We start from the raw sequence: 26034 nt of genomic DNA on the forward strand, positions 1-26034 counted from the left end.
TTGGTCCGTCCGTTAACGGGGATGGTCAGGTGCATATCTGCTGGAATTTCTCTCCCTGTATATAGCGCTCCCACTCGGCCCGGGTGAAGGAGCGGCCCACGTTGGCGCATACCGTGGCGGCGGGATCGGCGGGTATCGCGACGTTCCATAACCGCGCGGTCTTGTCGTAGCTCGCAGAGGCGACGGTGGTGCCGTCCGGGCTGTACACGACCTTGCTCACGACGCTCGTATGACCGGTCAGCGGGGCCCCGATCTGACGGTTGGTCTGCAGATCCCACAGCCGGATGGTGTGGTCCGCGGAGCCTGTGACAAGAGTATTGCCCTTGGGGCTGAACGCGACGGCGCCGACGTAGTCGGTGTGGCCGGTCAGAACGGCCCCGGTCGGACGATGACCTGCCACGTCCCACAGTCGTACGGTGCCGTTGCCAGGCGTGGTGGCCAGGGTCTTGCCGTCATGGCTGAATGCGAGGGCATCGGTTGATCTGCCCTCGGTGGCGGCCGGCAACGGGGCCCCGATCTGGCGGTGAGTGACCACGTCGAAAAGCCGCACGGTACGGTCACCGCCCGCGACAGCCAACATGCCGCCATCCGGGCTGAATGCCATGGCCGTGACGGCGTAGTTGTCGTCGCTGACGGTGATGCGCGGCCAGATCTCACGGCGGCCGGCAACGTCCCAGAAACTGATGAAACCATCGTTCCGCATGGCGACGACCCTGCTGTCGGGGCTGATCTCTCGTTGGGGCCAGTTATTCCGGTCCGAATAGACGAGCGGGCCGATCTGACGAAGAGTGGCGGTGTCCCACAACCGTATGTCGCCGAGGACGCTCGCTATGGTGAGCTTCCTGCCATCGGGACTGAATCTGATTTTGTGGATACCGGACGGCCGGCCATCTTCGATTTGGACGCGACGACTGATTTCACGTTGGGTCGCCACATCCCATTGCCGGACCGCGAAATCAGCATCCCTGTCGCGTGGGCTGACACCGGGGCCGGGGGCGGCCAGTGTCTTCCCGTCGGGGCTGAAGGCGACCTCGGATATCGCGGGCATTGCCGCACCGACCTGTCGATGCGCCACCGGATCCCACAACCACACCACGCCGTCATCACCGGCGGCCGCCACAATCCTCCCGTCAGGGCTGAACGCCACTGTTTTGGCAGGTTGCCGCTTGTCGGCGAGCGCGGGGCCCACCCGTTGATGGCCGGCGGTGTCCCATAGCCGGGTGAAGCCGTCGGCTCCGGCGGTGACGACCCTCTTTCCGTCCGGGCTGAACGCTATCCCGTAGAAACCGTCTCGCTCTCGCAGAGCACTGCCGATCTGGTGATGGGTGGCAAGGTTCCACAGGCGGGCGGTCCCGTCCTTGCTCGCTGTCGCGAGAGTCGTTCCGTCCGGGCTGATGGAGACGTCATGAACGTCGTCGGCGTGCCGGAACGTGCCCCCGATCTGACAGTGTGTGGCGAGGTCCCACAGCCGCGCGGTGTTGTCGGCTCCGCCAGTGACCAGGCGTTTCCCGTCTGGGGTGAAGGCCACCGCATTGATCGCCTTCTTGCCCGTCGGCTGGCCGGGACGTCCCATGGTGTCCCCGATCTGGCGGCGGGTGGCCACATCCCACAGCCGGATGGTGCCCTCGTAGGTCGCGGCCGCGAGGGTCCCTCCATCCGGGCTGAACGCCAACGCCTGTACGGAATCCAGCGCCTGCGCGGACGCCCTGTTCTCCAGCGGGACACCCAGCTGCCGGTGCGCGGATATATCCCAGAACAGGATGAACCCGCCGCATGCCGTGGCCAACATCTTTCCATCGGGACTGATGGCCACGTGGGCGCCCGCGCCACACGCCAGTTGTAAATGGACGATCGGGGCGCCGAGCTGCCGGCGCGACGCGGTGTCCCACAGCCGCACGGCGTCATCGTAGTCCGTCACGGTGGCGATGATCGAGCCATCGCGGCTGAAGGCCAGTTCCCTTATGGGGCTGTTGTATCCGGATACGGGGCTTTTGTGGCCGGGCAGGACCGCCCGGCCCGGCTGTGTCGCCGCGTCGAGCAGGCTGTAACGGGCCTCGGAGGTGTGGGCGATCCGCCAGGCGGCCACAGCCAGCAGTGCGGCGATGACCGGGTCGCCGGCGCCCTCGCTCTGCGCCGCCAACAGGCGCGAGAGCGCCTGTCTGCGTTGCTGATCGGCCTCGTTCGCCGCGTTGACGGCGGCGCCGGCCGCGATAAGGGCGAGCACCGACAGCACCGCGAGACCGGCCATGACGAGGCGCCGGCGGCGGCCGGCCCGCCGTGCCGCCCCCGTCGACGCCGTGATGAAGCGCTCCACTGTGGGGCCGGGCGGTGGGAAGCTGTCGGGGTCGCGGTCCCAGCGGGGCCGGGTGTCCTGGACCGCCAGCAGCCGGGCACCCCGGTAGAGGAAGGCGGGGTCGCGGTGGTTCTCGGCCCATTGGGCGGCGTCGTCGATGAGCTGGTCGTACACCGTCTGCGCGGTGAGGTCGGGTTCGAGCCATTGGCGAAGCGTCGGCCAGGCGATCAGGAGCGCGTCATGGGCGATCTCGACGCTGTCCTCGTCCAGGGTGAGCAGGCGCTGGTCGGCGAACGCGGAGAGCAGCGCCTCCGCCCGGTCTCGCCGCTCCGCCGAGTCCGCCGACGCGGCGGCGTGGATCTCGGTCAGCGTCGCTCTGCGCCGCGCCACCCGCCCGCCCGCGGTGATCAAGGTCATGCGCCGGAAGATCCGGAGCGCGGCCTTACGGTCCTCCGCCGGCAGCCGCCCGAGGACCTCGTCGGCCGTACGCCGCACGGAATCGCGTACCCGGCCGGACTCCTCATAGCCCCGGACGGTCAGCCGGCCGTCCTCACGTCTCTCCCAGGTGTTGCGCAGAGCCTGCGACAGCAACGGCAGGGCCCCGGCCTCGTAACGATCGCCGGCGGTCAGCTCCCCCAGGATGGTCTCCACCAGACCGGGCTCGATCTCCAGGCCCACCGCGGCCGCGGGGCCGGTGATGGCCAGCCGCAGATCCGCCTCCGCCATCGGCTCGACGATGACCTGGCCGTCCTGGATGGCCCCGGCGAACTGCGGGTAGGCCGCGCAACGGTCCCAGTAGTCCGCGCGCACCCCGATGATCACTCCGGCGCCCCGCGGGCCTTCGGCCAGGACGTCCAGAACCCGCACGAACGCCTGGCGCTCCTGCTCGTCGGTCACCAGGACGAACAGTTCCTCGAACTGATCGACCACCAGGAGGAGACGACCGTCCGGTAAGAGAGCTTCCGACAGCGTCCGCCGTGGATCGTCCCGCAGGTGCTCGTGCACCGTCTCGACGCGCCCGCCGAACTCCTCCGCCCACCCTTCGGCGAGCGCCCGCAACGGCCTTGAGGTCGGCGTGAGGAGCAGCCGCGGCCAACGGTGCGATCCGGCGACCGGAAACATCCCCTTCGCCAGCGCGGGCATCAGCCCCGCCCGTAACAGCGACGACTTGCCCACACCCGAGGCACCCGAGATCAGCAGGATGGACCCGTGCTCGTCCAGGCGTGGTGCCAGGCGCTCAAGAAGGCTGTGGGTCGCCCGGGCCCGTCCGAAGAAGAACTCGCTCTTCTCGCTCTCGAACGGCGCCAAGCCTTGGTAGGGGCACACCTCCGGCGACAACAGGGCACCGTGGCTTCTCAGCACCGCGCCCCATCCTCGTCACCCTCACCCATGGCCTTCATTCTTGCTAATCGCGCCGAGGCCGATCAAACGCATCGAAACGCGATGAGCCGGCCTCCGCAGGCCGTCTGATTCCGTTCGCTTTCGTCTGACCAGTGGTTCGAACAGCCCGAACGCGCTTTTGATGTATCTGCGGATCTCACCGGCCAGGTCCGGCGACAAGAACGGGGGTGTCGACCGGCCATGAGTATCAGACACAGATCTCCAAAGGCGTGCGGACGTAAGGACGACCTTATCCAACCTGATGAGCTCGGAGTCGCCGTGACCATCTCCACCGCTTCCCGGCAGGTGGACGTCATACGGCCACCCGACGCCGATTCTTCTTTGGGAACGCTGCTGCGCACGTGGCGGAAGCGGGCGTTGCTGACGCAGGAGCAGCTGGCCGAACGGGCCGGCCTGAACGTCCGGACCGTTCGCCGGTTGGAACACGACGGGCTCCAGCAGCCTCGTATCAGGTCGATTCTGCTGCTGGCGGAGGCGTTGAGGCTGGACGGCGCAGAGCGCGCGACGCTGGTCACCGTGGCTCGCGGTCCGTCGGCCTCCGCTGAACACGATGATCCGGCAGGGTCCGGCCGGCCACCCATTCCGCGGCAGCTACCGGCCGGCGTGGCGGCATTTGTCGGCCGGCGGCGTGAACTGATGGCATTGGCGGATTACCACGAGAATGCGAGCACGATGACGGTCGTCGCCATTGACGGCATGGCCGGAGTCGGTAAGACGGCACTGGCCGTTCATGCCGCCCATCGTCTTACCTCTCGCTTTCCCGACGGGCAGTTGTTCGTCAACCTCCACGGCCATACCGAGGAAATGTCACCCGTCGATCCAGGTGACGCGCTCGCCCGCGTCCTGCGCACACTCGGCGTCGTCGACGAACACATCCCTGAGCACATCGATGACCGCGCCGCGCTGTATCGCAGTGTGCTGGCCGATCGCAAAATCCTGATCGTGCTGGACAATGCCGCCGATGAAGACCAGGTCCGCCCGCTGCTTCCGGCCGGCCCGGGCTGCGGGCTGATCATCACCAGCCGGCGCCGGCTGATCGCCCTGGACGGCACCCGGACCCTGTCGCTTGATGTCCTGCCGCCGAGGGAGGCGGTCGCCCTGTTCACCCGCACGGCCGGGAAGGAGCAGGTGGCGGATGCGCCGGCGACCGTTCTGGTGGAGATCGTGGAGCGGTGCGGGCTGCTCCCGCTCGCCATCCGCATCGCCGCCGTCCAGCTTCAGGCGCGTGCGACCTGGAGCGCCGGACATCTGCTGAACCGGTTGACGGATGATCGGCTGGCCGAGTTGACGGCCGGGCCGCACAGTGTCACCGCCGCCCTGGACCTGTCCTATCAGCGGCTTTCCGAGGAGCAGCGGCGGGTGTATCGGCTGCTGGGCTCGCACGTCGGCACCGAGTTCGGCGCCGCCGAGGCCGCCGCCGCGCTGGGCACGACCGTGACGCGGGCGAGACGGCTGCTGGAGCGGCTGCTGGACGTCCATCTCCTGCGGGAGTCCGCCCCCTGCCGGTACCGGTTCCATGATCTGGTCCGCGACCATGTCTCGGCGCTGCTGCACCAGACGGACGCCATCGATGATCTTCATGGTGTGGACGGCGGCGTCAGGTTCCGAGTCGTCAAGGGGCTGGTCGGACGGGCTGACCGGTCGTGGGTGTAGCGGTGGGGCCGAGCCGAAACCCGGGTGCGTCCGCTCGGGCGGATCTCGTAGGCTGCGCCCGTGCTCCCCGACGCCCCGTGGCCTTCGATGACGCACCGCGAGGCCACGGCCGAGCTGGTGCTGGCGGGCTGGACGCCGTGCGGCGTCGGCGACTGGGCGATCGGCCTGCGCTCTCCCGACGGGCTCTGGGCGGCCAGGGTGTGTCCGTTCGATCCGGCCTACGCCGCCTTCCTCGAGCTGTGTCGTCGCCGGCGCGGTAACCCCTACCTGCCGCGGGTCGCCGTCGACAGCCCGCTGGACGGCGGCGGCACGCTGGCTGTGCTGGAATTCCTGGCACCGCTGGAGACGGTGCGGGCCGAGGAGGTCGCCCGCCAGTGGCGCGCGGGCGAGGGCGATGCGGCCCTGGCCGACGTACGGCAGGCCGCCGCCGCGGTCGACGCCGAGTTCCGGGCCAGGACGCCCTGGTGGGACGGCATCGACCTGAATCCCGGCAACCTGCGGCGGGCCCTCGATGGGCGGGTGGCGGTCATCGACGTGTTCTGCATGGACGGGGCCTCCGTCTACGCGCAGATCCTCCAGGACGCCGGTGTGGTCCGCGCCAAGTTGCCCGGCAGCCGCCACATCCTCGACATCCCGTACATCGCCCGGGAGAGCACCCCCGACGAGATCCAGGCCCTCCGCGCCGCGTGGTATCGCTGAGGCGAGCACAGCCTTCCGTCACAGTAAGTGTCGCCTCAATTACTTTCCGTACATGATGGGGGACGGCCGAGCAGAACTGCACTCAAGGAGCATCGTGAAGAGAATCCTTCTCGTCCCCGCCCTGACAGCCGGAATCATCGCGCTCACCGCCAGTGCCGCCTACGCCTCGCAGTACGTCGCCTACGAAGGCCGGGGCTTCACCGGCAGGTCCGTCGTCATCGACGCGTGCGGGCCGTCCAACATCCCCTTCCACGGCTCCTACAAGTGGTACGGCGACGGCCAGTCGGGGCGCATGTACAACCAGCCCAACGCGCAGGGTGTGATGCACTTCGAGCTGCCTTCCAACCGCAACGCCGAGCAGCGGACGCCTGTCGGCTGGCAGAGCATCTTCATCGTGTGCTGATCGTGACCCAGTAGAAAGGCATCGGTGCCCGGTGAGATCTCACCGGGCACCGATGCGTGTGCGGAGCTAATCCACCTCCGCGACCGCCTGGGCGAACTGGGCCGAGTACAGCCGGGCGTAGGCGCCGTCCGCGGCCAGCAGCGACTCGTGCGTGCCCTGCTCGACGATCCGCCCGTTCTCCATGACCAGGATCAGGTTGGCGTCGCGGATCGTGGACAGCCGGTGGGCGATCACGAAGCTCGTGCGTCCCCCGCGCAGCGTGCTCATCGCCCGCTGGATGAGCACCTCGGTCCGGGTGTCGACCGAGCTGGTCGCCTCGTCCAGGATCAGGATCGCCGGCTCGGACAGGAACGCCCGGGCGATCGTGATCAGCTGCTTCTCCCCCGCGCTGACCGTCGCGCCGCCCTCCTCGTCGATCACCGTGTCGTAGCCGTCGGGCAGCGTGTGCGCGATGCGGTCCACGTGGGCGGCCTCCGCGGCGGCCTCGATCCGTTCGGGCGTGGCGCCTTCAGCCCCGTAGCCGATGTTCTCCGCGATCGTGCCCGCGAACAGCCAGGTGTCCTGCAGCACCATGCCCATGTTGTCGCGTAGCTCCTCCCTGGACATCTCGGCGATGTCGACGCCGTCGAGCGTGATACGGCCGCCGGTCACCTCGTAGAAGCGCATGATGAGGTTGACCAGCGTCGTCTTGCCCGCTCCCGTGGGGCCGACGATGGCCACGGTCTGGCCGGGTTCCACGGTCAACGACAGGTTCTCGATCAGTGGCCGGTCCGGCGAGTAGCGGAAGGACACGTTCTCGAACGCCACGCGGCCCCTGACCTGCGCGGGCCGTGCGGGCTTGGCGGGCTCCTCGGACTGCTCGGGCGCCTCCAGCAGCTCGAAGACCCGTTCGGCCGAGGCGACGCCCGACTGCACGAGGTTCGCCATGCCGGCCACCTGGGTCAGCGGCTGGCTGAACTGCCGCGAGTACTGGATGAAGGCCTGCACGTCGCCCAGCGAGATCGAGCCCGAGGCCACCTTGAGCCCGCCCACCACGGCGACCAGCACGTAGTTGAGGTTGCCGATGAACATCATCGCCGGCTGGATCATCCCGGAGATGAACTGGGCGCGGAAGCTGGAGGTGAACAGGGCCTGGTTGTGCTCGGCGAAGATCTCGGCGGCCTCCTTCTGCCTGCCGAACACCTTGACCAGCGTGTGCCCGCCGTACATCTCCTCGATGTGGCCGTTGAGCTTGCCCGTCGAGGACCACTGCTTGATGAACTGCGGCTGCGACCGCTTGCCGATGACCGTGGTGACGTAGATGGACAGCGGCACCGAGACCAGCGCGATGAGCGCCAGGATCGGCGAGATCCAGAACATCACCACCAGCACCCCCACGACGGTCAGCACCGACGTGATGAGCTGGCTCATCGTCTGCTGCAGCGTCTGCGCGATGTTGTCGGTGTCGTTGGTGGCGCGGCTGAGGGTCTCGCCGCGCGGCTGGCCGTCGAAGTAGCTCAGCGGCAGCCGCGCCAGCTTGGCCTCGATCCGCTCACGCAGCCGGGACGCCGCCCGCTGCACGATGGTCGTGGTCAGCCGGAACTGCGCGACCCCGAGCAGCGACGCCAGCAGGTAGATCGCCAGCACCCAGCCCAGCACCTGGGCCAGCGCGGTGAAGTCGACACCGTGACCGGGCACCACGCTCATCGACGACACCATGTCGGCGAACGTGCCCTGGCCCTTGGCGCGCAGCCCCGCCACGGCCTGCTCCTTGGTGATCCCCGCGGGCAGCCGGGCCCCGATGATGCCGGAGAAGATCAGGTCCGTGGCGTGGCCGAGGATCTTGGGACCCGTCACGCTCAGCGCGACGCTGGCCGCCCCGAGGGCCAGGACGATCCCCAGCAGCGCGCGTTCGGGACGCAGTAACCGCAGCAACCGGCGGAGCGAACCGCCGAAATCGAGCGCCTTCTCAGCGGGCCCGGACATCATCCTGCCTGGGCCGAAACTGGGCTGAGGACGGCGCGGGGGCGCCTCGGTTGTCATGCTGCCTCCTGTTCAGTGAGCTGGGACAGCACGATCTCCCGATATGTCGGGCAGCTGGTCATGAGCTCGGTGTGGGTGCCGCTGCCGACCACACGGCCGTCGTCGAGGACGAGGATGCGGTCGGCGTCGCGGATCGTGTTCACCCGCTGGGCCACGATGACGATCGTGGCATCGGTGATCTTCTCGGCCAGCGTGGCGCGCAGCCGAGCGTCGGTGGCGTAGTCGAGGGCGGAGAAGGAGTCGTCGAACAGGTAGATCTCGGGCCGGTGCACCAGCGTCCTGGCGATGGCCAGGCGCTGGCGCTGGCCGCCGGAGACGTTCGTGCCGCCTTGGGAGATCGGCTCGTCCAGGCCGCCGGGCATCGCCTCGACGAACTCGCGGGCCTGGGCCACGTCAAGGGCCTGCCACAGCTCCTCGTCGGTCGCGTCCGGCTTGCCGTACCTCAAGTTGGAGGCGACGGTGCCGGAGAAGAGGTAGGGCGACTGCGGGACCAGGCCGACCGCCCGGGCGAGCGCGGCCGGATCGAGGTCGCGTACGTCGACGCCATCGACCAGCACCTCGCCGGCGGTCGCGTCGAACAGGCGGGGGATGAGGTTGAGCAGCGTCGTCTTACCGCTGCCCGTACTGCCGATGATCGCGGTGGTACGGCCCGGCCGCGCCGTGAAGCTCACGTCGCACAGCACCGGCTCCTCGGCGCCCGGATAGCGGAAGTCCACCGAGCGCAGCTCCAGCTCGCCGAGGTGTCTTTCCGGGGTGATGGGGGTGGCCGGCGGGTGGACGGTCGGCTCGGTGTCGAGCACCTCGTCGATGCGCTCGGCGCAGACCTCGGCCCGCGGGATCATCATGAACATGAACATCGCCATCATCACCGACATGAGGATCTGCATCAGGTAGGAGATGACCGCGGTCAGCGCGCCCACCTGCATGCTCCCGTCGGCGATGCGGTGACCGCCGAACCACACCACGGCGACGCTGGACAGGTTCACCACCAGCATGACCGAGGGGAACATCAGCGCCATCAGCCGCCCGACCCGCAGCGACACATCGGTCAGCTGGTCGTTGGCCACGCCGAAGCGCTCGCGCTCGTGCCTGTCGCGGACGAAGGCCCTGATGACCCGGATGCCGGTGATCTGCTCGCGCAGCACCTGGTTGATCCGGTCGATGCGCTCCTGCATCGACCGGAACAGCGGCCGCATCCGCATCACGATCAGGCCCACGATGACGATCATCACGGGCAGCACGACCAGCAGCAGCGACGACAGCGTCGCGTCGATGCGCAGCGCCAGCACGATGCCGCCGACGCACATGATCGGCGCGGCCACCATCATCGTGAACGTCATCAGCACGAGCAACTGGATCTGCTGCACGTCGTTGGTGGTCCGGGTGATCAGGGACGGCGGTCCGAACCGGTTGACCTCCTGGGCGGAGAAGTCCTGCACCCGGTGGAAGATCGCGGCCCGCAGATCCCGGCCCAGGGCCATCGAGGTCCGGGCGCCGTAGTACACGGCCACGATCGAGCAGGTGATCTGGATGAGCGTCACACCGAGCATCACCAGCCCGATGCGGGCGATGTATCCGGTGTCGCCCTTGACGACGCCGTTGTCGATGATGTCGGCGTTGAGGGTGGGGAGATAGAGCGTGGCCAGCGTCTGCACGAACTGGAAGAGGACGACGAGCGTGATCTCTTTCCCGTACGGCCTGAGCTGGACCCGCAGAAGACGGAGCAGCATCACGTAGGGCTTTCTGTAGGAGGAGGAGTGGAGGACGGCCGGATGAGCAGCCCGTCGAGCAGGACGGAGACGATCTCCGCGTCGTCCATGTCGCCGAACTCGCCGTCCAGGCCGAAACCGCGGTAGACGCTCACCGCGATCAGCATGAGGAGCAGGTGCGCCGCGCCCTCGGGAGATCGGCGCAGCCGGTCGCGGTCGGGCGCGACCAGGGCGGCGAGCGCCGACCCGATCCGGCGCCGGTTGTCCAGCATCCGCTTGCGGAACTCGGGGTCGTCGACCAGCGGGTCCCCGGGCGCGGCGGAGAGCTTGGCGTTGGAGATCATGCCCGCCCGCAGCATCGCGACGGCCTCGCGCAGCCGGGCCCGGAGCTCGGTCCGCGTGCCGATGGCCGCCAGCGCGTCCACCGCTGGCTGCGCGTCGAACGCCTTCATCAGCGCCGCCCGCAGCAGCGAGGCCTTGTCGGGGAAGACGCCGAAGATCGTGCCCTCGGCCACGCCCGCGGCCTCGGCGATCTGCCGGGTGCTCAAGGCGGTGCCGTGTTCACGCAACAGGGGAACCGTGGCGGCGATGAGCGCGGCCCGGCGGTCTTCTGGCGCCATAGCCGGCACCCTGCGCCTCTTTGTCACGGGGCGAGCATACTGAGCGAGTACTCACTCGTTCAAATGGTTTATCTGTGGCGGTCCTGCTCTCCAGGGCGGACGAGGCCGCTCTCGTAGGCGAAGACGACCGCCTGAACGCGTGTGGTCAGGTTGAGCTTCATCAGGACCCGGGACAGGTGGGTCTTGACCGTCGCCTCACCCAGGAAGAGCCGGGCGGCGATCTGGGTGTTCGTCAGGCCCTGGGCCAGCAGCTTCAGCACGTCCGTCTCCCGGCCGGTGAGCGCGTCCAGCTCGGCTGCCCGGCTCGTGGCGCGGGAGGGATCCGGCTGGCCGGCGAACGCGGCGATCACCCGCAGGGTCACCGCCGGGTCGAGCAGCCCGCCGCCGGCCGCCACCGTCCTGACCGCCTCGACCAGATGCTCGGGCGGGGCGACCTTCAGCAGGAAGCCGCTGACGCCCGCGTGCAGTGCGGCGGCGACGTGGGCGTCCTCGTCGAAGGTGGTCAGCACGACGACCTTGCTCTCGGGGTGGTCGCGTACGAGCCGCCGCGACGCCTCCAGCCCGTCCATCTTCGGCATCCGCACGTCGATCAGCACGACGTCGGGCCGCGTACGCGCGACCAGGTCGAGCGCCTCGACGCCGTCGGACGCCTCGCCGACGACCTCGATGTCCGATTCGCTGCTGAGCACCAGCCGCAGGCCCACGCGGATCATCGCCTCGTCGTCGACGAGCGCCACCGAGATTGTCATGCCGCTTTTCCTACCATGTGCGAGGAATGGGGAACCGGGCGCGGACCGCGAACCCGCCGTCCGGCTCCGCAGCGGCGTGCAGGTTTCCCTGCACCATCGCCAGCCGTTCACGCATGCCGACCAGCCCGTGGCCGCCACGCCCAGGGACTCGACGCGCCGCTGGTCCGGGCTCGTTGCGTACCTCAAGGGTGAGGGCCTGGTCGGTGTAGCCGATGGTGACCGCGGTCGGCACCTCTCCGGCGTGGCGCAGCACGTTCGTCAGAGCTTCCTGAAGCACCCGGTACGCGGTGAGATCCAGGACCGGCGGCAGCCGGGGCGGCTCGGCGGGGGAATCCAGGGTCACCTTCAGGCCGGCGGCGCGGACATCCGCGATCAGCTCGCCGACGCGGGCCAGTGATGGCGCCGGGGCCGGCCGTTCGCCGTCGACGTGCTCACGCAGGATGCCGACCAGACCGCGCATCTCCTCCACCGTCTGCCGGCCGAGACGCTCCAGCCCGGCCACGATCTCCTGCTCGGCCGGGCGTCCGTCGAGCACCCGGCGCAGGCCGCCCAGTTGCAGGGTCATCACGCTGACCGAGTGCGCGACCGCGTCGTGCACCTCCCGTGCGATGCGCGTACGCTCCTGCGCGACCGCGGCCTGGGCGTTCGCCTCGCGTTCCGCGTCGAGAGCGGCGGCCAGTTCGACGAGCTTGGCCGCCCGCTCGCCGCTGCGGCGGGCGAGCAGCCCCATGCCCAGGCCGGGCAGCAGGATCGCCGGGATGAAGAACAGCTCCCACAGCGACAGGCCGGCGACCATCTGGGCGCTCGCGAAGGACAGGGCCGCCGCGCAGAACGCCAGGGCCGAGCGCCGGGGCGGCTCGCGCCAGCCGGCCCACGCCACCACCCCGATCAGCCCGATCATCGCCGCGCCACCGACTCCCGGCGCGTCGAACGCGACCACGGGGATCGGCAGGCAGGCGGCCGCGATGACCGTACCGGCCAGCGGGTACCAGGACGCGACCACCACCCCGGCCCCCAGCAGGACGCCCCAGATCCAGGTGGCGGTGGCGCCGGCGCCGAAGAAGTCGTCGAGCCGTGTCTCCATCACGGCCAGGAAACCGATCAGCGGGCCGGCGACCAGGGGGATGAGGCGGACGTCCCTCAGCCGGGTCATCGTCATGGCCACCGATCGTAACCAGGCGCGCCGTCGGCCGACTCCCCCGGATGGCGGACCACCGCAGGCCGCGGGGTCCACCGTTCGGCGGACCCGGCCGGACTGCCGTCCGCCGGATCGGGGATCGAGCACGGTGCGCGATGGCTGACGCGCCACAGGGTGCCGCGGCGGAAGAGTTCTCACCGCAACGATCCACCCCAGCGACCCGGAGGTACGACATGGCCCCCCTCACCCACACCGCCCCTGATGTGCTCCCCGAGGGCGCCGACCGGACGAGCCGGTTCCTGCGGCGCGCCGGCGGCACCGCCCTGATCGGCAGCCCGCTGCTGATGTTCGCCGGCATGATGGCGTGCCCGCCCCAGGACTCGGACTCGACGATCGACTACGTCACCTCGCTGGCCCGCGACTCGTTCCTGACGGAGCTGTCGGCGATCCTGCTGCACTACGGCCTGATCGTCGGCGCCCTCGGCGCGCTGGCGGTGCCCGGGCTGGTCCGCGGCCGTAAGGGCCGGTGGCCGGTGGCGTTCGGCGTGCTGGCCACCGCACTTGGACTGCTGAACGTGTCCGGGGCGGTGCGCGACGACTGGTGGCGGATGGTCACCGGGCAGCAGCTCCCGATGGACGTCGCGGTGCGGATCTCCGACACCGTGGACGGGTCGGCGTTCATGCCCCTGTGGAGCGGGACCGAGATGTTCGCCTTCCTGGGCCTGCTCGCCCTGTGCGCCGGGCTCGCCCGGGCGGGTGTCGTGGGCTGGTGGCTGACCGCGGTCTATCTCGGCGCCTTCGTCGCGATGATGTTCATCCCGGTCGACCTGACGTATGTGATCGGCACCGCGTTCGCCGCGCTGTACCTGCCCCTCGGGGTGGCCGGCGTGCGCGTCTTCCAGCGCGAGCGCGCCGCGGCCGCCCCGGTGTGACCGGGTTTGCCGATACGGCAACGCGATTCGTGATGCTCCCACCGTCCGCCGGATGCTTGGCGGGGGTGCCGTCGGCACCCCCGGAGCTTTGGAGGATTGATGGCACGGCATGATCCGGTCGCGGAGACGACACATCGTCTGGTCTTGTCCGGCACCGGCCGCATCCACCTGGTGGAGCAGGGCTCCGGGCCGCTGGTGCTCTTGGTCCATGGGTTCCCCGAGTCCTGGTACTCCTGGCGCCACCAGTTGCCGGTGCTGGCCGCCTTCGTGTCCCCGGGCGGGACGCTGCGCGACCGCTTCCCCATCGACCGGCTGCCCGCGTGGCTCAGTGAGGACGACCTCGATGTCTATGCCGCGGAGTTCGAGCGGACCGGCATGAGCGGGGCGCTCAACCGCTATCGGAACATGGACCGGGACTGGGAAGACCTCGCCGGTTTCGACGGCTCCCCCATCACCCAGCCGTCCCTGTTCATCGGCGGGGCGCTGGACGCCTCCACCACGTGGCTGGCCGACGCCATCAAGGCGTATCCCGTCACCCTGCCGGGCCTGGTCTCCTCGCACATCCTCGACGGCTGCGGTCACTGGATTCAGCAGGAGCGCCCCGAGGAGGTCAACGAGATCCTCAGCGACTGGCTCGCCTCCCTGAGGTAGCGGCTCGCCCGTAACCGAGGACGGGCGAGCCGGCGGGAGGTCGCGCCGATCAGTGCGCCGGCGTCTTACCCACCAACCAGGTCCCCGGCTCGGCCGGATCCGAACTGGTCAGCAGCGCCTGCGTGCCCTCGATGAGCTCCTGGCGGGAGATCGTGCCATCGCCGTCGGTGTCCAGCTTGTCGAAGGCGATCGAGATGGCTTCGTCGGGGATCTCCACAGCGTGGTAGAAGCGGGCGAACTCCGCGCGTGAGATGGTGCCGTCCCCGTCGCTGTCGGCGGCGTCGAAGACGGCAGCGGTCGCCCGGTCGGTCACCGCGAGGAAGCGTGGATCGCGGCCCGCGCCCGAGAGCATCGCCGCGACGAACTCCTCCCTGCTCACCCTGCCGTCGCCGTCGCTGTCGATGTCGTCGCGGATCTGCTCCCACCAGGCGGCGAAGGCGGACCGAAGGGCGTCGTGGTGGGGGGAGCCGGCCTCTGGCGCCAGGGCGGCGCAGAGATGCCCGGCCCGCGCGGTGAAGTCCGACTCGCTGATGTGGCCGTCGCCGTCGCTGTCGAAGACCGCGAAGACGCCGGCGATGTTGGCCTCGACCAGTTCCTGGGACACAGCTGCCTCCTGAACGCCTGCCAGCACTGTCGCTACCTACAGTACCTATACGACTACTTTAAGCAACCGTTGAAATTCGCCCTTGCCTAGAATCGGGTTCTAGAAGCAGGGTTGCCCCATGATTATCGAGTACGCCGAACGCGTGTGGCGCGGCGAATCGGACGACAGCGTCGTGGACGCGGGCATGCAGGGCAAGGGCGTACAGCCGATCACCGAGGGTCTCGGCTGGTGGCCGGGGTTCGGCAACGTGACCGCGTTCGAGACCGAGGGCGAGTTGGTGCTGTTCGACACCGGCGGCTCGTTCTCGGCGGCGCAATTACACGAGGACGTCCGGGCCTGGACCCGGGCTCCGCTGACCGCCGCGTTCTACTCGCACGGGCACATCGATCACGTCTTCGGGACGGGGCCGTTCGAGGAATCGGGGCCGTCGGCCACGATTTACGCCCATCAAGCGGTGGTCGATCGGTTCGAGCGTTACGTCTTGACGAATGGCTACAACTCGGTGATCAACCAGCGGCAGTTCCAGGCCCCCGGGCTCCGCTGGCCCACCGACTACCGCCGTCCGGACGTGACCTACACAGACGCGCTGACCGTGCGGCGTGGCGGGCTCACGTTCGACCTCGTGCACGCCAAGGGCGAGACCGACGACGGGACCATCGGCTACGTACGCGAGCACAAACTGCTGCTGCCCGGGGACCTGTTCATCTGGGTGACGCCCAACTGCGGCAACCCGCAGAAGGCGCAGCGCTATCCCCGGGAATGGGTGCACGCGTTGCGCCGGATGGCCGCCATGGACGCCGACATCATGCTTCCCGGTCACGGCGCCCCGATCTTCGGCCGCGACCGCATCCAGCAGGCGTTGCTGGAAACGGCCGAATGGCTGGAGTCGCTCATCACGCAGACCCTGGAACTGCTCAACGCGGGCGCGCGGCTCGACGAGATCGTCCACTCCGTGAAGGCGCCGGGGCATCTCGCCGACCGGCCCTATCTGCGGGCACGGTACGACGAGCCGGAATTCGTCGTACGCAATCTGTGGCGCCTCTACGGTGGCTGGTACGACGGCAACCCGGCCCAGCTGAAGCCCGCCCCCGAGGCGGTGCTGGCGAAATCGGTGGCGGAACTCGCGGGCGGGGCGCGAGCCCTCGCGGACGCGGCGCTCAAGGCCCTTTCCGAAGGCGACGAGCGACTGGCCGGGCACCTGGCGGAAATGGCCGCCCTGGCGGCGCCGGACGACGCGGGGGTGCATCGCGTACGCGCGGAGGTCTTCTCCGCCAGGGCGGCCGGCGAGCTGTCCCTCATGGCGAAGGGCATCTTCGCCTGGGCCGCCGCGGAGTCCAGGCAGCGCTCGTGAGGTTGTTCCCCAGGCTGGGGCAAGGTCAGTGGCGCTTGGCGACGGTCAGCATGTGGCGGGCGCCGCGCTGGAACTCGTACGGGACCTCGCGGACCGCGCACCTCAGCCCTTCGGCCCGCAAGTCCGCTCGGAGCGCGTCGAGAAACGGGACCGGCTCGCCGTCGCCCATGCGGACCAGCGGGAAGATCCGCACCTCGCGCCGGCTGACCCGGCTCATCTCCATGATCGCCGCCCGGTGCCATTCCTGATCCAGCCGGTCGGCCCAGGTGAACAGCAGGTGTGAGCAGAGCACCAGGTCCACGCTGCCATCGGCCAGCGGGAGGTGGGGCAGGCGGGCGGCGAGGTACGCGCCGGGCCGCCGGTGGATGTCGGCGACGAACGCGCTCCTGGCGCGCAGCCGCATCTCCCGGCGGCGTTCGGCCGAGCCGTACCATCCCCAGACGAACCGGTCGGCGTTCGCGCTGATCATGGCGTTGCCCTGCTCCAGGTCGCCCGACAGACGCTCGGCGAGCACGGCGGCGCCATGCGCGTAAAGCGGGTCGGCCGCCAGCGCCCGGACGCCCATCGCTCCGGCCTCGGCGACGAAGCCGGAGGCGCCCCCGGCGCAGTCGAGGCTGACGCCGTCCAGGTCACGGTCGTCGAGCGCGAACATGGCCCGGTATTCGAGGAAGGAACGAGACGACATGATCATGTCCGCGTGAGCCACAGTCACCACAGTTCGATCGAGCGGGCGAAGATGCCTGCCACGTCATCCTCGGTCACCGGCAGCGGAGCGGTCGCGAGCAGGCGCTGCTGTCTCATCGTCCCTTCGACGAGTGCGTCTATGTCGCCCGTGCCGTACCCGACGGCGCCGATCCCGTTGGGCAGGCCGATGTCGCGCATGAGGTCGATGAGGACGGACGGCAGGAACTCGGCCGCCGCAGCCGGTTCCCGCCGGTCCGGGGCGAGCAGCCGTGCGGCGCGCAGGTGGCGTTCCGGCGCCGCCTGGAAGGTGAACCTGAACGCCTCCGGCGCCGTGAGCGCGACCGACATCCCGTGCGGGACCATCGGCTCGTGCCCGGGATACCCCTTCGGGTGGAAGTCGCGTACCTGTCCGGCGATGGGGTAGGCGTTGGCGTGCGGGATGTGCACGCCGGCGTTGCCGAAGCCCATCCCGGCGAACGTCGCGGCCAGGGCCATCTCGCCGCGGGCCGCCTCGTCGTCGCCGTGCCGCACGGCGCGCCGGAACGACCGGGACAGCAGCCGCATGGCCTGCTCTGCCCACATGTCGGAGATCGGGTTCGCGCCGCAGTAGGGCACGCGCTGCTCGGGGCGTTTACGCTCGCCGCCGGTGTACCAGCGGGCGGTGTAGCTCTCGACCGCGTGGCAGAGGATGTCCATGCCGGCTGAGGCGGTCACCTGCGCGGGCTGGGTCAGCGTCAGGTCGGGGTCCACGACGGCGAGCGTGGGGCGCAGCCTGGCGTGGCTGATGCCGGTCTTGACCTTGAGTGTCAGCACGTCGAGCACGCAGATGGTGGTGCTCTCGGCGCCGGTTCCGGTGGTCGTGGGTACGGCGATGAGCGGTTTGAGCGGATTGACCGGGGCGCTGCCCAGCCCGACCGGGGCGTTGACGTAGTCCATCAGCTCGCCGGGGTTGGTGAGCATCAGGTTGATCGCCTTGGCGGTGTCGATGCTGGACCCGCCGCCGACGCCGACGATCGCGTCCCAGGGGCCGGTGGCGCGGGCCTGCGCGATGGCGGCGTCGAGGCTGGCGTCGGTCGGTTCGACGTGGACCTCGTCGTAGACCTGGGCGGCGATGCCGTGGCCGCGGATCTGATCGGCGATTCGCTGCGGGGTGCCGGTGGCGGCGACGCCGTGATCGGTGACGATCAGGACGCGCCGGACGCCGTCGTACCCGCTGAGGTCGAAGCCGATCTCGCCGGCGGCGCCGTTGCCGAACTTCAGCTGGGGCGCGCCGTAGGTGAAGACGGTCTCGGGGTTGACCGGAGGCGTGGTCGTCATGCTGGTCCCCTTACCCGTCCTGGCACATCACGAGCAGGTGGACGGCGGCTATGCCGCTGTCGCTCCGCCCAGCGGACGGCGAGTGGTGCCGCCAGGCCGGTCAGGGCGAACAGCCCGCCGACGACGTACCAGCCAGGGGCACCCCACGTGATGCAGAGCGCGATGAGCAGGGCGGGGCCGAGACCTTCGGCCAGCCCGGCGCCCAGGCCGAACACGCCCAGGTACTGGCCGGTGGCGTGCGCCGGCGCGAGGGCGAAGGACACCTCGAAGCCCGCGGCGGAGTGCCACAGCTCGCCGATCGTATGGATCACCACGGCGACGATGAGCAGCGCCGCCGCGGCCCATCCCGGGATTCCGGCGGACAACGGGATCAGCGAGCAGGAGATGAGGAAGGCCACGCCTGCCCGGCGATAGGCGCCCCCGCCGGCCAGCGGGGAATCGATGCCGCGGCTGGCTCGTACCTGGAGCGCGACCACCATGACGGTGCTGATCAGCATGGTCCCCGACACGAGCCAGCGCGGTGCGGCGGTGGCTCCCACCAGCCAAAGGGGTATGGCCACGGTCAGCACCTTGAACTGGACGGCCATGATGCCGTCGAGCCCGGTGAGCAGCAGGTAGGGCCGATCCCGCAGGGCGATCCAGCGTGGCCCCCGGACGACGGGCCCGGGCGGGACCGGTGGCAGGCGCACCAGGATCACCGCGGAAGCGGCGAAGGCGACGGCATTGCCCACCACGAGCAACCGGTACGCCATGAGAGTGTCCGCCTGGACGGCCCAACCGGCCAGCAGGGCACCGAAGGAGACACCGACGTTGGTGACGGCGCGGAGGTACGCGCGGAACTCCTGGGGCCGGTCGCCACCGTAGTGCCGGATGAGCGGACTACGTGCGGCCAGCCCGGCCGCCTTCGCACCGGTGGCCGTGCACACGGCAAGGAGGAACGGCCAGAAGCTGTCAGCCAGCAGGAAACCGGCCGTCGCCAGGGCCTGGACGACGAGCGTGATCGCGTACACACCGCGCGCCCCGTACTTGTCCGCGAGATGACCTATGGCGATGCCCAAGGCCAGCGAGACGAGACCGGCGATGCCGAGCCCCAGACCCACCTGGCCGGCCTGAAGGTGGACTCCCTCGGTGAAATACAGGACCCCGGCGGTCAGGTAGAGGCCGCTGCCAAGGGTGTAGACGAAGTTGGCGGCGGCCAGGACCCGCTGTGGTCCGGCATCCGACATCAGGTGAGGCATTGAGGAGCTCCGCGTCCCGCGAACGTAAGGACCACGCCAGCTTCCTGCACAATACTTGCAATAGCAATATATTCGCGGAAATGTCGTGACCGCTAACGTGACCTCATGACCTGGGAGCGCCGTCCCAGAAGGACATCGAGCACGAGAAACGCGATCAGGGAGACGCCCATCAGCGGCAGGAAGACGCCTACGCCCGCGGCGACCAGCGCCAAGGCGCCCAGCATCACCCGGTTCACGTGCCGCCAGGCGCCGCGTGCGGGCGGTACGGCGAGACCGCGGGTGGGGCGGCGCCGCCACCACATGCGATAGCCCAGCACGATCAGCGTGATGAGCCCGGCGGCCACCCCCATGAGCAGGATCTGGTTCACCAGGCCGAACAGCAGGCCCATGTGGGCGTCGATGCCCCAGCGGGTCAGCTTGGCGGCCAGCGGGTAGTCGGCGAAGCGTAGTTCCCCGCTCACCTGGCCGGTGGTGGCGTTGACGGCCATCTGGTCCAGGCGCACGGGCCACTGCTTGTCGATCTCCTTCACCAGGTAGGGACCGCCGGCCTCCGTCGGCCAGACGATCTCCAGCGGGCCGGACAGGCCCTTGCTCGCCGCCGCCTGGGCGACCTGGTCGGCGCTGATGGCGGCGGTGGTGCCGTGCTGGTGGCCGCCCGACGTGTGGGCGGCGTGGTCTCCGCCCGAGGTGGCGATCGCCGGGGTCGTCCAGCCGAGGGCGGAGCGCAGTTCATCGACGTTCGCTCCGGCGTACTTCGACCAGGTCAGGCCGGTCGCGGACAGGAAGATCAGGCCCAGTACCACCCACAGGCCGACGGAGCCGTGCCAGGAGAGGATGCGTCGCGAACCCGCGAGCTCACGCTCGGGCAGGATCAACCGGCGGCGTTCGCGGCGGCGTCGGGTGACCCACAGCAGCAGACCGCCGAGGGCCACCGCCCACAACCAGCTCGCCGCCAGCTCGCTGTAGAGGCGCCCGGGCTCGCCCAGGTGGAGCTGGCGGTGGAGGTGGGAGATCCAGGCGCGGACGGGCAGCGCGCCGGAGCTGCCGTAGCTCTCCAGCGAACCGCGTACCTGGGCGGTGTAGGGATCGACGAAGACGGCCAGCTTGGTGCTCTCCGCCAGCCCCGGCACGTCGAGCAGCACCCTGGTGGTCCGGTCGGCCTCCACGGCCGGCTGAACCGAGCTGACCTTCGCCTGGGGCTGTACGGCACGGGCGGCGGCGACCTGCTGGGCCAGCGGCAGCCGGGACTGGCCGACCGGTGCGGTCAACTCGTGCTGGTAGACGACCTTCTCGATCTGGAACGAGGCGGCGTACAGCAGGCCGGTGATCGCGGCAACCAGGAGGAAGGGGGCGATGAGGAGCCCCGCGTAGAAGTGCAGCCGCAGCACCAGCGGACGCAGCGCCGCCCAGTTCGCGCCACGCTGCGGGTCCGGCTCTTTGACCGGCGTGGATGGGACGTCGACAGAGGAGGTCATGGGGTGTTTCTCCGTTCTGCGAGCACGCGCGCACCAACCAGATATGCGGCATCTCGCGAGACAGTTCGCGTGCGGGCCGCCTCGGCGGCCACGCGGGAATGGCCGCGGGACGTGCCGCGGCTTGGGGTCAGGCGTCAGAGCCTGGTCAGAGAACGGAGAAGGAGATCGGAGGACCGCGGCTGGAGACCGTCGCGGCGAACGGTGACGAGCGGCGCGGCGCGGCGTCGTCCCAGGACCGGGCTCGGCCGGGCAGGACGATCTCGATCAGCGCACCCGCCAGCGCGAACAGCGCGGAACAGAAGCCGCTGACGGACGTGACGGCCAGACGCAGCAGAGTCGCCAGAGCGGCGTCACCCCGGGCGAGCCACCAGGCTGATCCGAACGCCGCCACCGCGTGGACCACCAGCATCCCGAGCCCGCCACCGTGCTCGTGCGGGCTCTGCGACGTCACGGAGGGCAGGTCCGGCACGGTGGCGCCGAAGAGGTGGTGCATGCCGTACTGGGCGGCGAAGCAGGCGCCCAGGAGCACGTTCATGCCACGCTGGCGTCCGCCGAGCACGTACGCGCCCGACCATGCCAGAGCCAGGGCGCCCCCTATGGCCGTCAGCCGCACGACCGTGCCTCCGGCCAGCACGTGCAGGGCCGCCGAGACCAGCACGCAAGCCGCCGCGAACACGGCGGCCCGCAAGGCGCGCAGGAGAGGTCGGCCGACATGCACCCGGCAATAGTGCCATACGCCGAACTCGGCTCCGGCCCGCGAGCACCTTGGCCTGAAGGCAGTCACCACAGGCTGAACCAGGCGACCACCGGCCGCGTATCCCTCTCTACAGACGGCCATGCACGCACCGAGCCGTTTCAACCTGGCGAGAGTCACCTGATCCATAGACGTCGACAGCGGTGTGGGAGGATCTGGCCACGATGGGTCCGTTCTCTGTGGTGCGGTGGGTGCGCGCGGCGAGCTTCGCCGCTACGTGCGCCGCCTTGGCCACGCTCGGGCACCTGGCCGGTGGCGGCTGCTTCGACCCGCTGGCGACGCTGAGCGGATTCCTGCTCATCCTGCTGCCGGCTCTGGCACTCAGCGGACGCGAACGCACTCTGGCCTCCATCCTGCCCGCGACCGGTTCGTCGCAGGTCATCTTGCATGTCCTGCTCACCCAGAGCTGCGGCCGTCATGCGGCGGCACCTCTTTCGGCCGCCCCGGGCATGGGTGAGATGAGCCATCTGCAGACCGATTCCTCGGGTGTGGGGATGCTCCTCGTGCACGCGGCGAGTGTGCTGCTCACCTCCGTCTGGCTGCGGTGGGTGGAAGCGGGCCTTTGCGCCCTGGTCCGGCAGTTGGCCGGACGGGTGCTGCGCCCGCTCCTGGTCTTGTTCTTCATGGTGGCCGGGTGGATCTTCGCCGGACCGCGAGCGATCGTGCATGCGCGCGAGGACGAGACCGCGCGCATCCGGCTGTTCCTGAGATACGCCCTCGTGCTCCGGGGACCCCCTGAAGGGCAGGCCGGACCCGCAGTGGTCCTGTGATCCGATGATCATGTGCCGGTCGTCCGCGCCGGCTTCTCAGGGGCAGCCCTCAAGCGTGCGGTAAGGACCGCGCTTCTCCACGTGCTTCCTGGACTTGGCGCTGTTTCGCCTGTCCAGGGGCCGGACTTCTGCCCTGGCGCGCGCCGTACGGCTCCTTTGCCGGCGGTCCTCGCCATGACTATCGGCACCACCTGCGGTTCCTCCGACGGCAAGCCGGTCGCCGCCACATCAGTCACCACCATGGTCGGCTGAGGCGTGCGCACCTTCGGAATCAACCCAAAGAGAGCACACGTACCCATGAACCCTTGTCGTTCGCGCCGTCCTCTGGCCCTCGCGGTGTCCGCGCTCGTCGCCTTGAGCGCCACCGGTTGCGGTGGCTCCGGCGAAGCCGCCGTTGTCGCCACCGCGGCCGCCGCTCCTGCCGGCTCGACCAGCTATCCCCTGTCCTTCGACAACTGCGGCATGAAGGTCACCTTCCAGAAGCCGCCCCAGCGGGTGCTGATCCTCAACGGCACCAGCGTGGGCGAGGTGGAGAGCTTCATCATGCTCGGCCTGGAGCAGAACATCCTGGCCAACGCCCAGAGCTACGGCGTTTCCGACGACCCATCCATGATCGGCAAGATCAAGGCGCTGCCGACCGGCGGGCTCACGATGAACAAGAACTTCGACGTCCCCGCCGAGCAGGTCCTCAAGCTCAAGCCCGACCTGGTGGTGTCCACCTGGTCCGGCGGGTTCGACGCCAAGACCGGTTTCGCCACCCGCGAGCAGCTCGCCGCGGCCGGGATCACCTCGCTGGTCAACCCGGTCAACTGCGCGATGGGCAAGCCGGAGGCGACCGAGCAGGAGAAGGTCGCCTACCGCAACCAGTCGATCAACTCGTCGCTGGAGTTCATCGGCCTGCTCGGGCGGGTGTTCGACGTCCAGCGACGCGCGCTCGATCTCATCGGCGAGCTGCGCGCCCGCGTCGAGGCCGTACGCACGCGCGTGTCGAACCTGCCTGCCAAGAAGGTGCTCATCGCCTACCCCGGCATGGCGATGATGAACGCCAACGGCCTGCCGGCCGTCATGACCGGCGGCATCTACGACGACGTGATCAAGGCCGCCGGCGGGGTCAATGCCTTCGCCGGCCAGACCGCGGACGCGACCCGCACCCTCAACAAGGAACAGCTCGCGACCGCCGAGGTGGACGTGCTGGTGGTCGGGCTGTTCACGCCGCAGGAGAAGGGGGACGCGGAGGCGGCCAAGCTGTTCGCCGCCTACCCGAACTGGGCCGCGGCCAAGTCCAAGACCTACACGGTGGTCTCCGACGGCGTCTACCTCGGCCCGCTCAACGCCGGGGCCGTGGAGAAGATCTCCAAGGTGGTCCACCCCGGTGACTGACACCCTGACCTCCACACCGCAAGCCGTATCCGCGCCAGGCAGCTCCCGGCGCCCGCACCTGGTGTCCGGGCCCGCGACCGGAATGCTGCTGGCCGCCCTGGCCGTCGCGCTGGTCGCGGGCCTGGTGGCCGGCATCTCCATCGGCTCGGTCAACCTGCCCCTCGGCCAGGTCTGGGGGGTGGTCTGGGCGCACCTGACCGGACGGGGCGCGCAGGCCGACCCGCTGCTCAGCCAGGTCGTCTGGGAGATCCGTACGCCCCGGGCCCTGCTGGCCGCGCTCGCCGGAGCCGCCCTCTCGGTGGCCGGGGTCGCCCTGCAGGCCCTGGTTCGCAACCCGCTCGCCGACCCCTATGTCCTCGGCGTGTCCTCGGCGGCCTCGCTCGGAGCCGTGCTGGTGCCCGCGCTCGGCGGCACCGCACTGGCCGGTCTGACCGGCGCGCTCGGCGTCACCGGTGCCGCCTTCGCCGCCGCGATGCTGTCGGCGCTGCTGGTCTACGTCCTGGCCCAGCGCGCCGGGCGGTTGCTGGACTCCTGGCTGGTGCTGACCGGCGTGGCCATCGGCTACCTGTGCACCGCGGCCACCACCTTCGTGCAGCTCCAGCTCAACCCGACGGAGCTGCAGGGCATGATGTTCTGGCTCATGGGCAGCGTCGCCGGCGCGGCCTGGACCGACCTGGGCGTGCCCGCGTTGCTCATCGTCTCCTGCATGGCGTGGTTGTCGCTGCAGGCCCGCGCGCTCAACGCGTTGCTGGCCGGCGAGGAAGCCGCCATCGCCATCGGCGTGCCGGTGGCCACCCTGCGGATCGGGCTGCTGGTGATCGGGTCACTGCTCACGGCCACCGTGGTCAGCGTCGTCGGCGGCATCGGCTTCATCGGGCTGATGATCCCGCACATGGTCCGGTTCGTCGTCGGCGCCGACCACCGCCGCGTGCTGCCGGTATCCCTGCTGTCCGGCGCGCTGTTCCTGGTGCTGGTCGACCTGGCCGCCCGGACCGCCGACCGGCCCAACGAGCTGCCGGTCGGGATCTTCACCACCGGGCTCGGCGTACCGTTCTTCCTGTGGCTGCTGCGCCGCCGTGCGAGCGGAGGCGCCGATGCGGCTTGACCTCGCCGGTGTCAGTGCCCATATCGACGCGCGCCCCATCGTGCACGGTGTCGACCTGACCGCCGGGCCGGGCGAGTTCGTCGCGCTGGTCGGGCCCAACGGCAGCGGCAAGTCCACGCTGCTGCGTACCGTCTACCGAGCACTGCGTCCCTCGGGCGGCGTCGTCCGGCTGGACGGGCAGGACCTGTGGCGGATGCGGCCTCGCCAGGCCGCCCGCCACCGCGCCGTCCTTCCCCAGCACAGCCAGGTCGGCGAGGGATTCTCCGTCGCCGAGGTCGTCGCGGCCGGTCGCCACAGCCACAAACGGCTGCTCGACCGGGAGACCTCGGCCGATCGCGCGGTGGTCATCACCGCGCTGGAACGGGTCGGCATGGACTGGGCCGCCGACCGGCTGATGACCACCCTGTCGGGCGGAGAGCGGCAACGCGTCCTGCTCGCCCGCGCGCTGGCGCAGGAGGCGCCGCTGCTGGTACTCGACGAACCGACCAATCACCTGGACGTGGGATCCCAGCTGCTCCTGCTGGATCTCATCCGCTCCCTGGGTCTGACCCTGCTGGCCGCTCTGCACGACCTCGACCAGGCCGCCGCGTACGCCGACCAGATCGTCGTACTCCGCGACGGCCACGTCGCCGGGCACGGCCCTCCGCTGGAGGTGCTGACGCCTGCCTTCATCGAGGAGGTCTTCGGCGTCCGAGCGCACGTCGGACCGCATCCCATCACCGGACGACCACACATCGCCGTCGCTTCACCGAGCATGACCGACCAAGAGAGGTAATCATGAACTGCGAACTCAGCCCGCTCGCCATCCTGTGCCGTGACTGCGGCAACGGCTGCGGCTGCGGCTGCCCGGAGGTCTACCTCACCCCCGATGCTCCCGATCTCCACCTGCCGTGACGACGGAACTCTCCATCGGCGGCATGACCTGCGCGGCCTGCGCGGGCCGGATCGACCGCAAGTTGCGCAAGCTGGACGGCTCGGCCCAGGGCGGGCGGGTGAAGACCTGGCCGCCAGGAGCCGGTGCGCCTCACCGCCCTGAAACAGGCGGATCTCGGGCCAGGCGGCGCCCGCCCGGCCCGGCGGACCAAG

Annotated in this window: 22 protein-coding genes; 10 read left to right on the plus strand and 12 right to left on the minus strand. The window is 69.8% G+C overall.

Annotation, left to right across the window (positions count from 1 at the left end):
* Positions 1-25: 25 nt before the first annotated feature.
* Positions 26-3655, minus strand: coding sequence for an nSTAND1 domain-containing NTPase (locus tag KME78_RS08320; protein ID WP_219528218.1), 3630 nt, complete (start codon positions 3653-3655; stop codon positions 26-28).
* Between the two features lie 297 nt (positions 3656-3952).
* Here KME78_RS08320 and KME78_RS08325 point away from each other — a divergent pair, with 297 nt between their 5' ends.
* From KME78_RS08325 to KME78_RS08335, 3 genes are all read left to right on the plus strand, one after another.
* On the plus strand, positions 3953-5347 hold the full coding sequence (locus KME78_RS08325) for an ATP-binding protein (RefSeq protein ID WP_219528219.1): 1395 nt from the start codon (positions 3953-3955) through the stop codon (positions 5345-5347).
* Positions 5348-5407: 60 nt separating this feature from the next.
* A complete protein-coding gene (locus KME78_RS08330; protein ID WP_219528220.1) occupies positions 5408-6046 on the plus strand; it encodes a hypothetical protein in 639 nt (212 codons plus the stop codon).
* 94 nt (positions 6047-6140) lie between these two features.
* Positions 6141-6449, plus strand: a complete 309-nt coding sequence (locus KME78_RS08335; protein ID WP_219528221.1) for a MiAMP1 family antimicrobial peptide — start codon at positions 6141-6143, stop codon at positions 6447-6449.
* Positions 6450-6515: 66 nt separating this feature from the next.
* Here KME78_RS08335 and KME78_RS08340 read toward each other — a convergent pair whose 3' ends face one another.
* The 5 genes from KME78_RS08340 to KME78_RS08360 all read right to left on the minus strand — a co-directional run bounded on the left by KME78_RS08340 (position 6516) and on the right by KME78_RS08360 (position 12708).
* A complete protein-coding gene (locus tag KME78_RS08340; RefSeq protein WP_219528222.1) occupies positions 6516-8471 on the minus strand; it encodes an ABC transporter ATP-binding protein in 1956 nt (651 codons plus the stop codon).
* Positions 8468-10201: an ABC transporter ATP-binding protein gene (locus KME78_RS08345; protein ID WP_219528223.1), complete on the minus strand. Its 1734-nt coding sequence runs from the start codon at positions 10199-10201 to the stop codon at positions 8468-8470. Before KME78_RS08345 ends, KME78_RS08340 begins: the two co-directional genes overlap by 4 nt.
* On the minus strand, positions 10201-10800 hold the full coding sequence (locus KME78_RS08350; protein ID WP_219528224.1) for a TetR/AcrR family transcriptional regulator: 600 nt from the start codon (positions 10798-10800) through the stop codon (positions 10201-10203). The genes KME78_RS08345 and KME78_RS08350 overlap by 1 nt, the downstream gene beginning before the upstream one ends.
* Positions 10801-10868: 68 nt before the next feature.
* Positions 10869-11549 carry a response regulator gene (locus KME78_RS08355; protein WP_219528225.1) on the minus strand — a complete coding sequence of 227 codons (681 nt, stop codon included), beginning with the start codon at positions 11547-11549 and terminating at the stop codon, positions 10869-10871.
* A 10-nt stretch (positions 11550-11559) separates the two neighbouring features.
* Positions 11560-12708: a sensor histidine kinase gene (locus KME78_RS08360; protein ID WP_219528226.1), complete on the minus strand. Its 1149-nt coding sequence runs from the start codon at positions 12706-12708 to the stop codon at positions 11560-11562.
* A gap of 212 nt (positions 12709-12920) precedes the next feature.
* Between KME78_RS08360 and KME78_RS08365 the strand changes: the two genes are divergently transcribed.
* Together KME78_RS08365 and KME78_RS08370 are read left to right on the plus strand one after the other, a co-directional pair.
* Positions 12921-13619: a hypothetical protein gene (locus KME78_RS08365; protein ID WP_219528227.1), complete on the plus strand. Its 699-nt coding sequence runs from the start codon at positions 12921-12923 to the stop codon at positions 13617-13619.
* Between the two features lie 96 nt (positions 13620-13715).
* A complete protein-coding gene (locus tag KME78_RS08370) occupies positions 13716-14270 on the plus strand; it encodes an alpha/beta fold hydrolase (protein ID WP_372454892.1) in 555 nt (184 codons plus the stop codon).
* A 49-nt stretch (positions 14271-14319) separates the two neighbouring features.
* On the opposite strand, the gene KME78_RS08375 is transcribed toward KME78_RS08370, so the two are convergent.
* Entirely contained in the window at positions 14320-14874 is a 555-nt protein-coding gene (locus tag KME78_RS08375; protein ID WP_219528230.1) for an EF-hand domain-containing protein, read from the minus strand.
* A gap of 118 nt (positions 14875-14992) precedes the next feature.
* Between KME78_RS08375 and KME78_RS08380 the strand changes: the two genes are divergently transcribed.
* Complete coding sequence (locus KME78_RS08380) at positions 14993-16225, plus strand: alkyl sulfatase dimerization domain-containing protein (protein WP_219528231.1); 1233 nt, start codon at positions 14993-14995, stop codon at positions 16223-16225.
* Positions 16226-16250: 25 nt separating this feature from the next.
* On the opposite strand, the gene KME78_RS08385 is transcribed toward KME78_RS08380, so the two are convergent.
* The 5 genes from KME78_RS08385 to KME78_RS08405 form a co-directional block, all read right to left on the minus strand.
* Positions 16251-16910, minus strand: a complete 660-nt coding sequence (locus tag KME78_RS08385; protein WP_219528232.1) for a methyltransferase domain-containing protein — start codon at positions 16908-16910, stop codon at positions 16251-16253.
* Positions 16911-16933: 23 nt separating this feature from the next.
* The gene (locus KME78_RS08390) at positions 16934-18226 is read right to left on the minus strand and encodes a hydroxyacid-oxoacid transhydrogenase (RefSeq protein ID WP_219528233.1); all 1293 of its coding nucleotides are present in this window, start codon (positions 18224-18226) and stop codon (positions 16934-16936) included.
* Positions 18223-19464, minus strand: coding sequence for an MFS transporter (locus tag KME78_RS08395; protein WP_219528234.1), 1242 nt, complete (start codon positions 19462-19464; stop codon positions 18223-18225). The genes KME78_RS08390 and KME78_RS08395 overlap by 4 nt, the downstream gene beginning before the upstream one ends.
* A gap of 92 nt (positions 19465-19556) precedes the next feature.
* Complete coding sequence (locus KME78_RS08400) at positions 19557-20939, minus strand: PepSY-associated TM helix domain-containing protein (RefSeq protein ID WP_219528236.1); 1383 nt, start codon at positions 20937-20939, stop codon at positions 19557-19559.
* 145 nt (positions 20940-21084) lie between these two features.
* A complete protein-coding gene (locus KME78_RS08405; protein ID WP_219528237.1) occupies positions 21085-21657 on the minus strand; it encodes a hypothetical protein in 573 nt (190 codons plus the stop codon).
* 200 nt (positions 21658-21857) lie between these two features.
* Between KME78_RS08405 and KME78_RS08410 the strand changes: the two genes are divergently transcribed.
* From KME78_RS08410 to KME78_RS08425, 4 genes are all read left to right on the plus strand, one after another.
* A complete protein-coding gene (locus KME78_RS08410) occupies positions 21858-22463 on the plus strand; it encodes a hypothetical protein (protein WP_219528238.1) in 606 nt (201 codons plus the stop codon).
* Between the two features lie 297 nt (positions 22464-22760).
* The gene (locus tag KME78_RS08415) at positions 22761-23843 is read left to right on the plus strand and encodes an ABC transporter substrate-binding protein (protein ID WP_219528239.1); all 1083 of its coding nucleotides are present in this window, start codon (positions 22761-22763) and stop codon (positions 23841-23843) included.
* Entirely contained in the window at positions 23836-24948 is a 1113-nt protein-coding gene (locus KME78_RS08420) for a FecCD family ABC transporter permease (protein ID WP_219528240.1), read from the plus strand. The genes KME78_RS08415 and KME78_RS08420 overlap by 8 nt, the downstream gene beginning before the upstream one ends.
* Complete coding sequence (locus KME78_RS08425) at positions 24938-25723, plus strand: ABC transporter ATP-binding protein (protein WP_219528241.1); 786 nt, start codon at positions 24938-24940, stop codon at positions 25721-25723. Before KME78_RS08420 ends, KME78_RS08425 begins: the two co-directional genes overlap by 11 nt.
* Positions 25724-26034: the final 311 nt, after the last annotated feature.

The sequence above is a fragment of the Nonomuraea guangzhouensis genome (assembly GCF_019396345.1).
GTDB classification, from domain to species: Bacteria; Actinomycetota; Actinomycetes; order Streptosporangiales; family Streptosporangiaceae; genus Nonomuraea; species Nonomuraea guangzhouensis.

Coding starts and splice junctions, on each gene's coding strand:
- KME78_RS08410 (WP_219528238.1), top strand. CDS start 21,858: ATGGGTCCGTTCTCTGTGGTGCGGTGGGTGCGCGCGGCGAGCTTCGCC.
- KME78_RS08365 (WP_219528227.1), top strand. CDS start 12,921: ATGGCCCCCCTCACCCACACCGCCCCTGATGTGCTCCCCGAGGGCGCC.
- KME78_RS08340 (WP_219528222.1), bottom strand. CDS start 8,471: ATGACAACCGAGGCGCCCCCGCGCCGTCCTCAGCCCAGTTTCGGCCCA.
- KME78_RS08355 (WP_219528225.1), bottom strand. CDS start 11,549: ATGACAATCTCGGTGGCGCTCGTCGACGACGAGGCGATGATCCGCGTG.
- KME78_RS08390 (WP_219528233.1), bottom strand. CDS start 18,226: ATGACGACCACGCCTCCGGTCAACCCCGAGACCGTCTTCACCTACGGC.
- KME78_RS08395 (WP_219528234.1), bottom strand. CDS start 19,464: ATGCCTCACCTGATGTCGGATGCCGGACCACAGCGGGTCCTGGCCGCC.
- KME78_RS08345 (WP_219528223.1), bottom strand. CDS start 10,201: ATGCTGCTCCGTCTTCTGCGGGTCCAGCTCAGGCCGTACGGGAAAGAG.
- KME78_RS08380 (WP_219528231.1), top strand. CDS start 14,993: ATGATTATCGAGTACGCCGAACGCGTGTGGCGCGGCGAATCGGACGAC.
- KME78_RS08385 (WP_219528232.1), bottom strand. CDS start 16,910: ATGTCGTCTCGTTCCTTCCTCGAATACCGGGCCATGTTCGCGCTCGAC.
- KME78_RS08415 (WP_219528239.1), top strand. CDS start 22,761: ATGAACCCTTGTCGTTCGCGCCGTCCTCTGGCCCTCGCGGTGTCCGCG.
- KME78_RS08425 (WP_219528241.1), top strand. CDS start 24,938: ATGCGGCTTGACCTCGCCGGTGTCAGTGCCCATATCGACGCGCGCCCC.
- KME78_RS08400 (WP_219528236.1), bottom strand. CDS start 20,939: ATGACCTCCTCTGTCGACGTCCCATCCACGCCGGTCAAAGAGCCGGAC.
- KME78_RS08360 (WP_219528226.1), bottom strand. CDS start 12,708: ATGACGATGACCCGGCTGAGGGACGTCCGCCTCATCCCCCTGGTCGCC.
- KME78_RS08350 (WP_219528224.1), bottom strand. CDS start 10,800: ATGGCGCCAGAAGACCGCCGGGCCGCGCTCATCGCCGCCACGGTTCCC.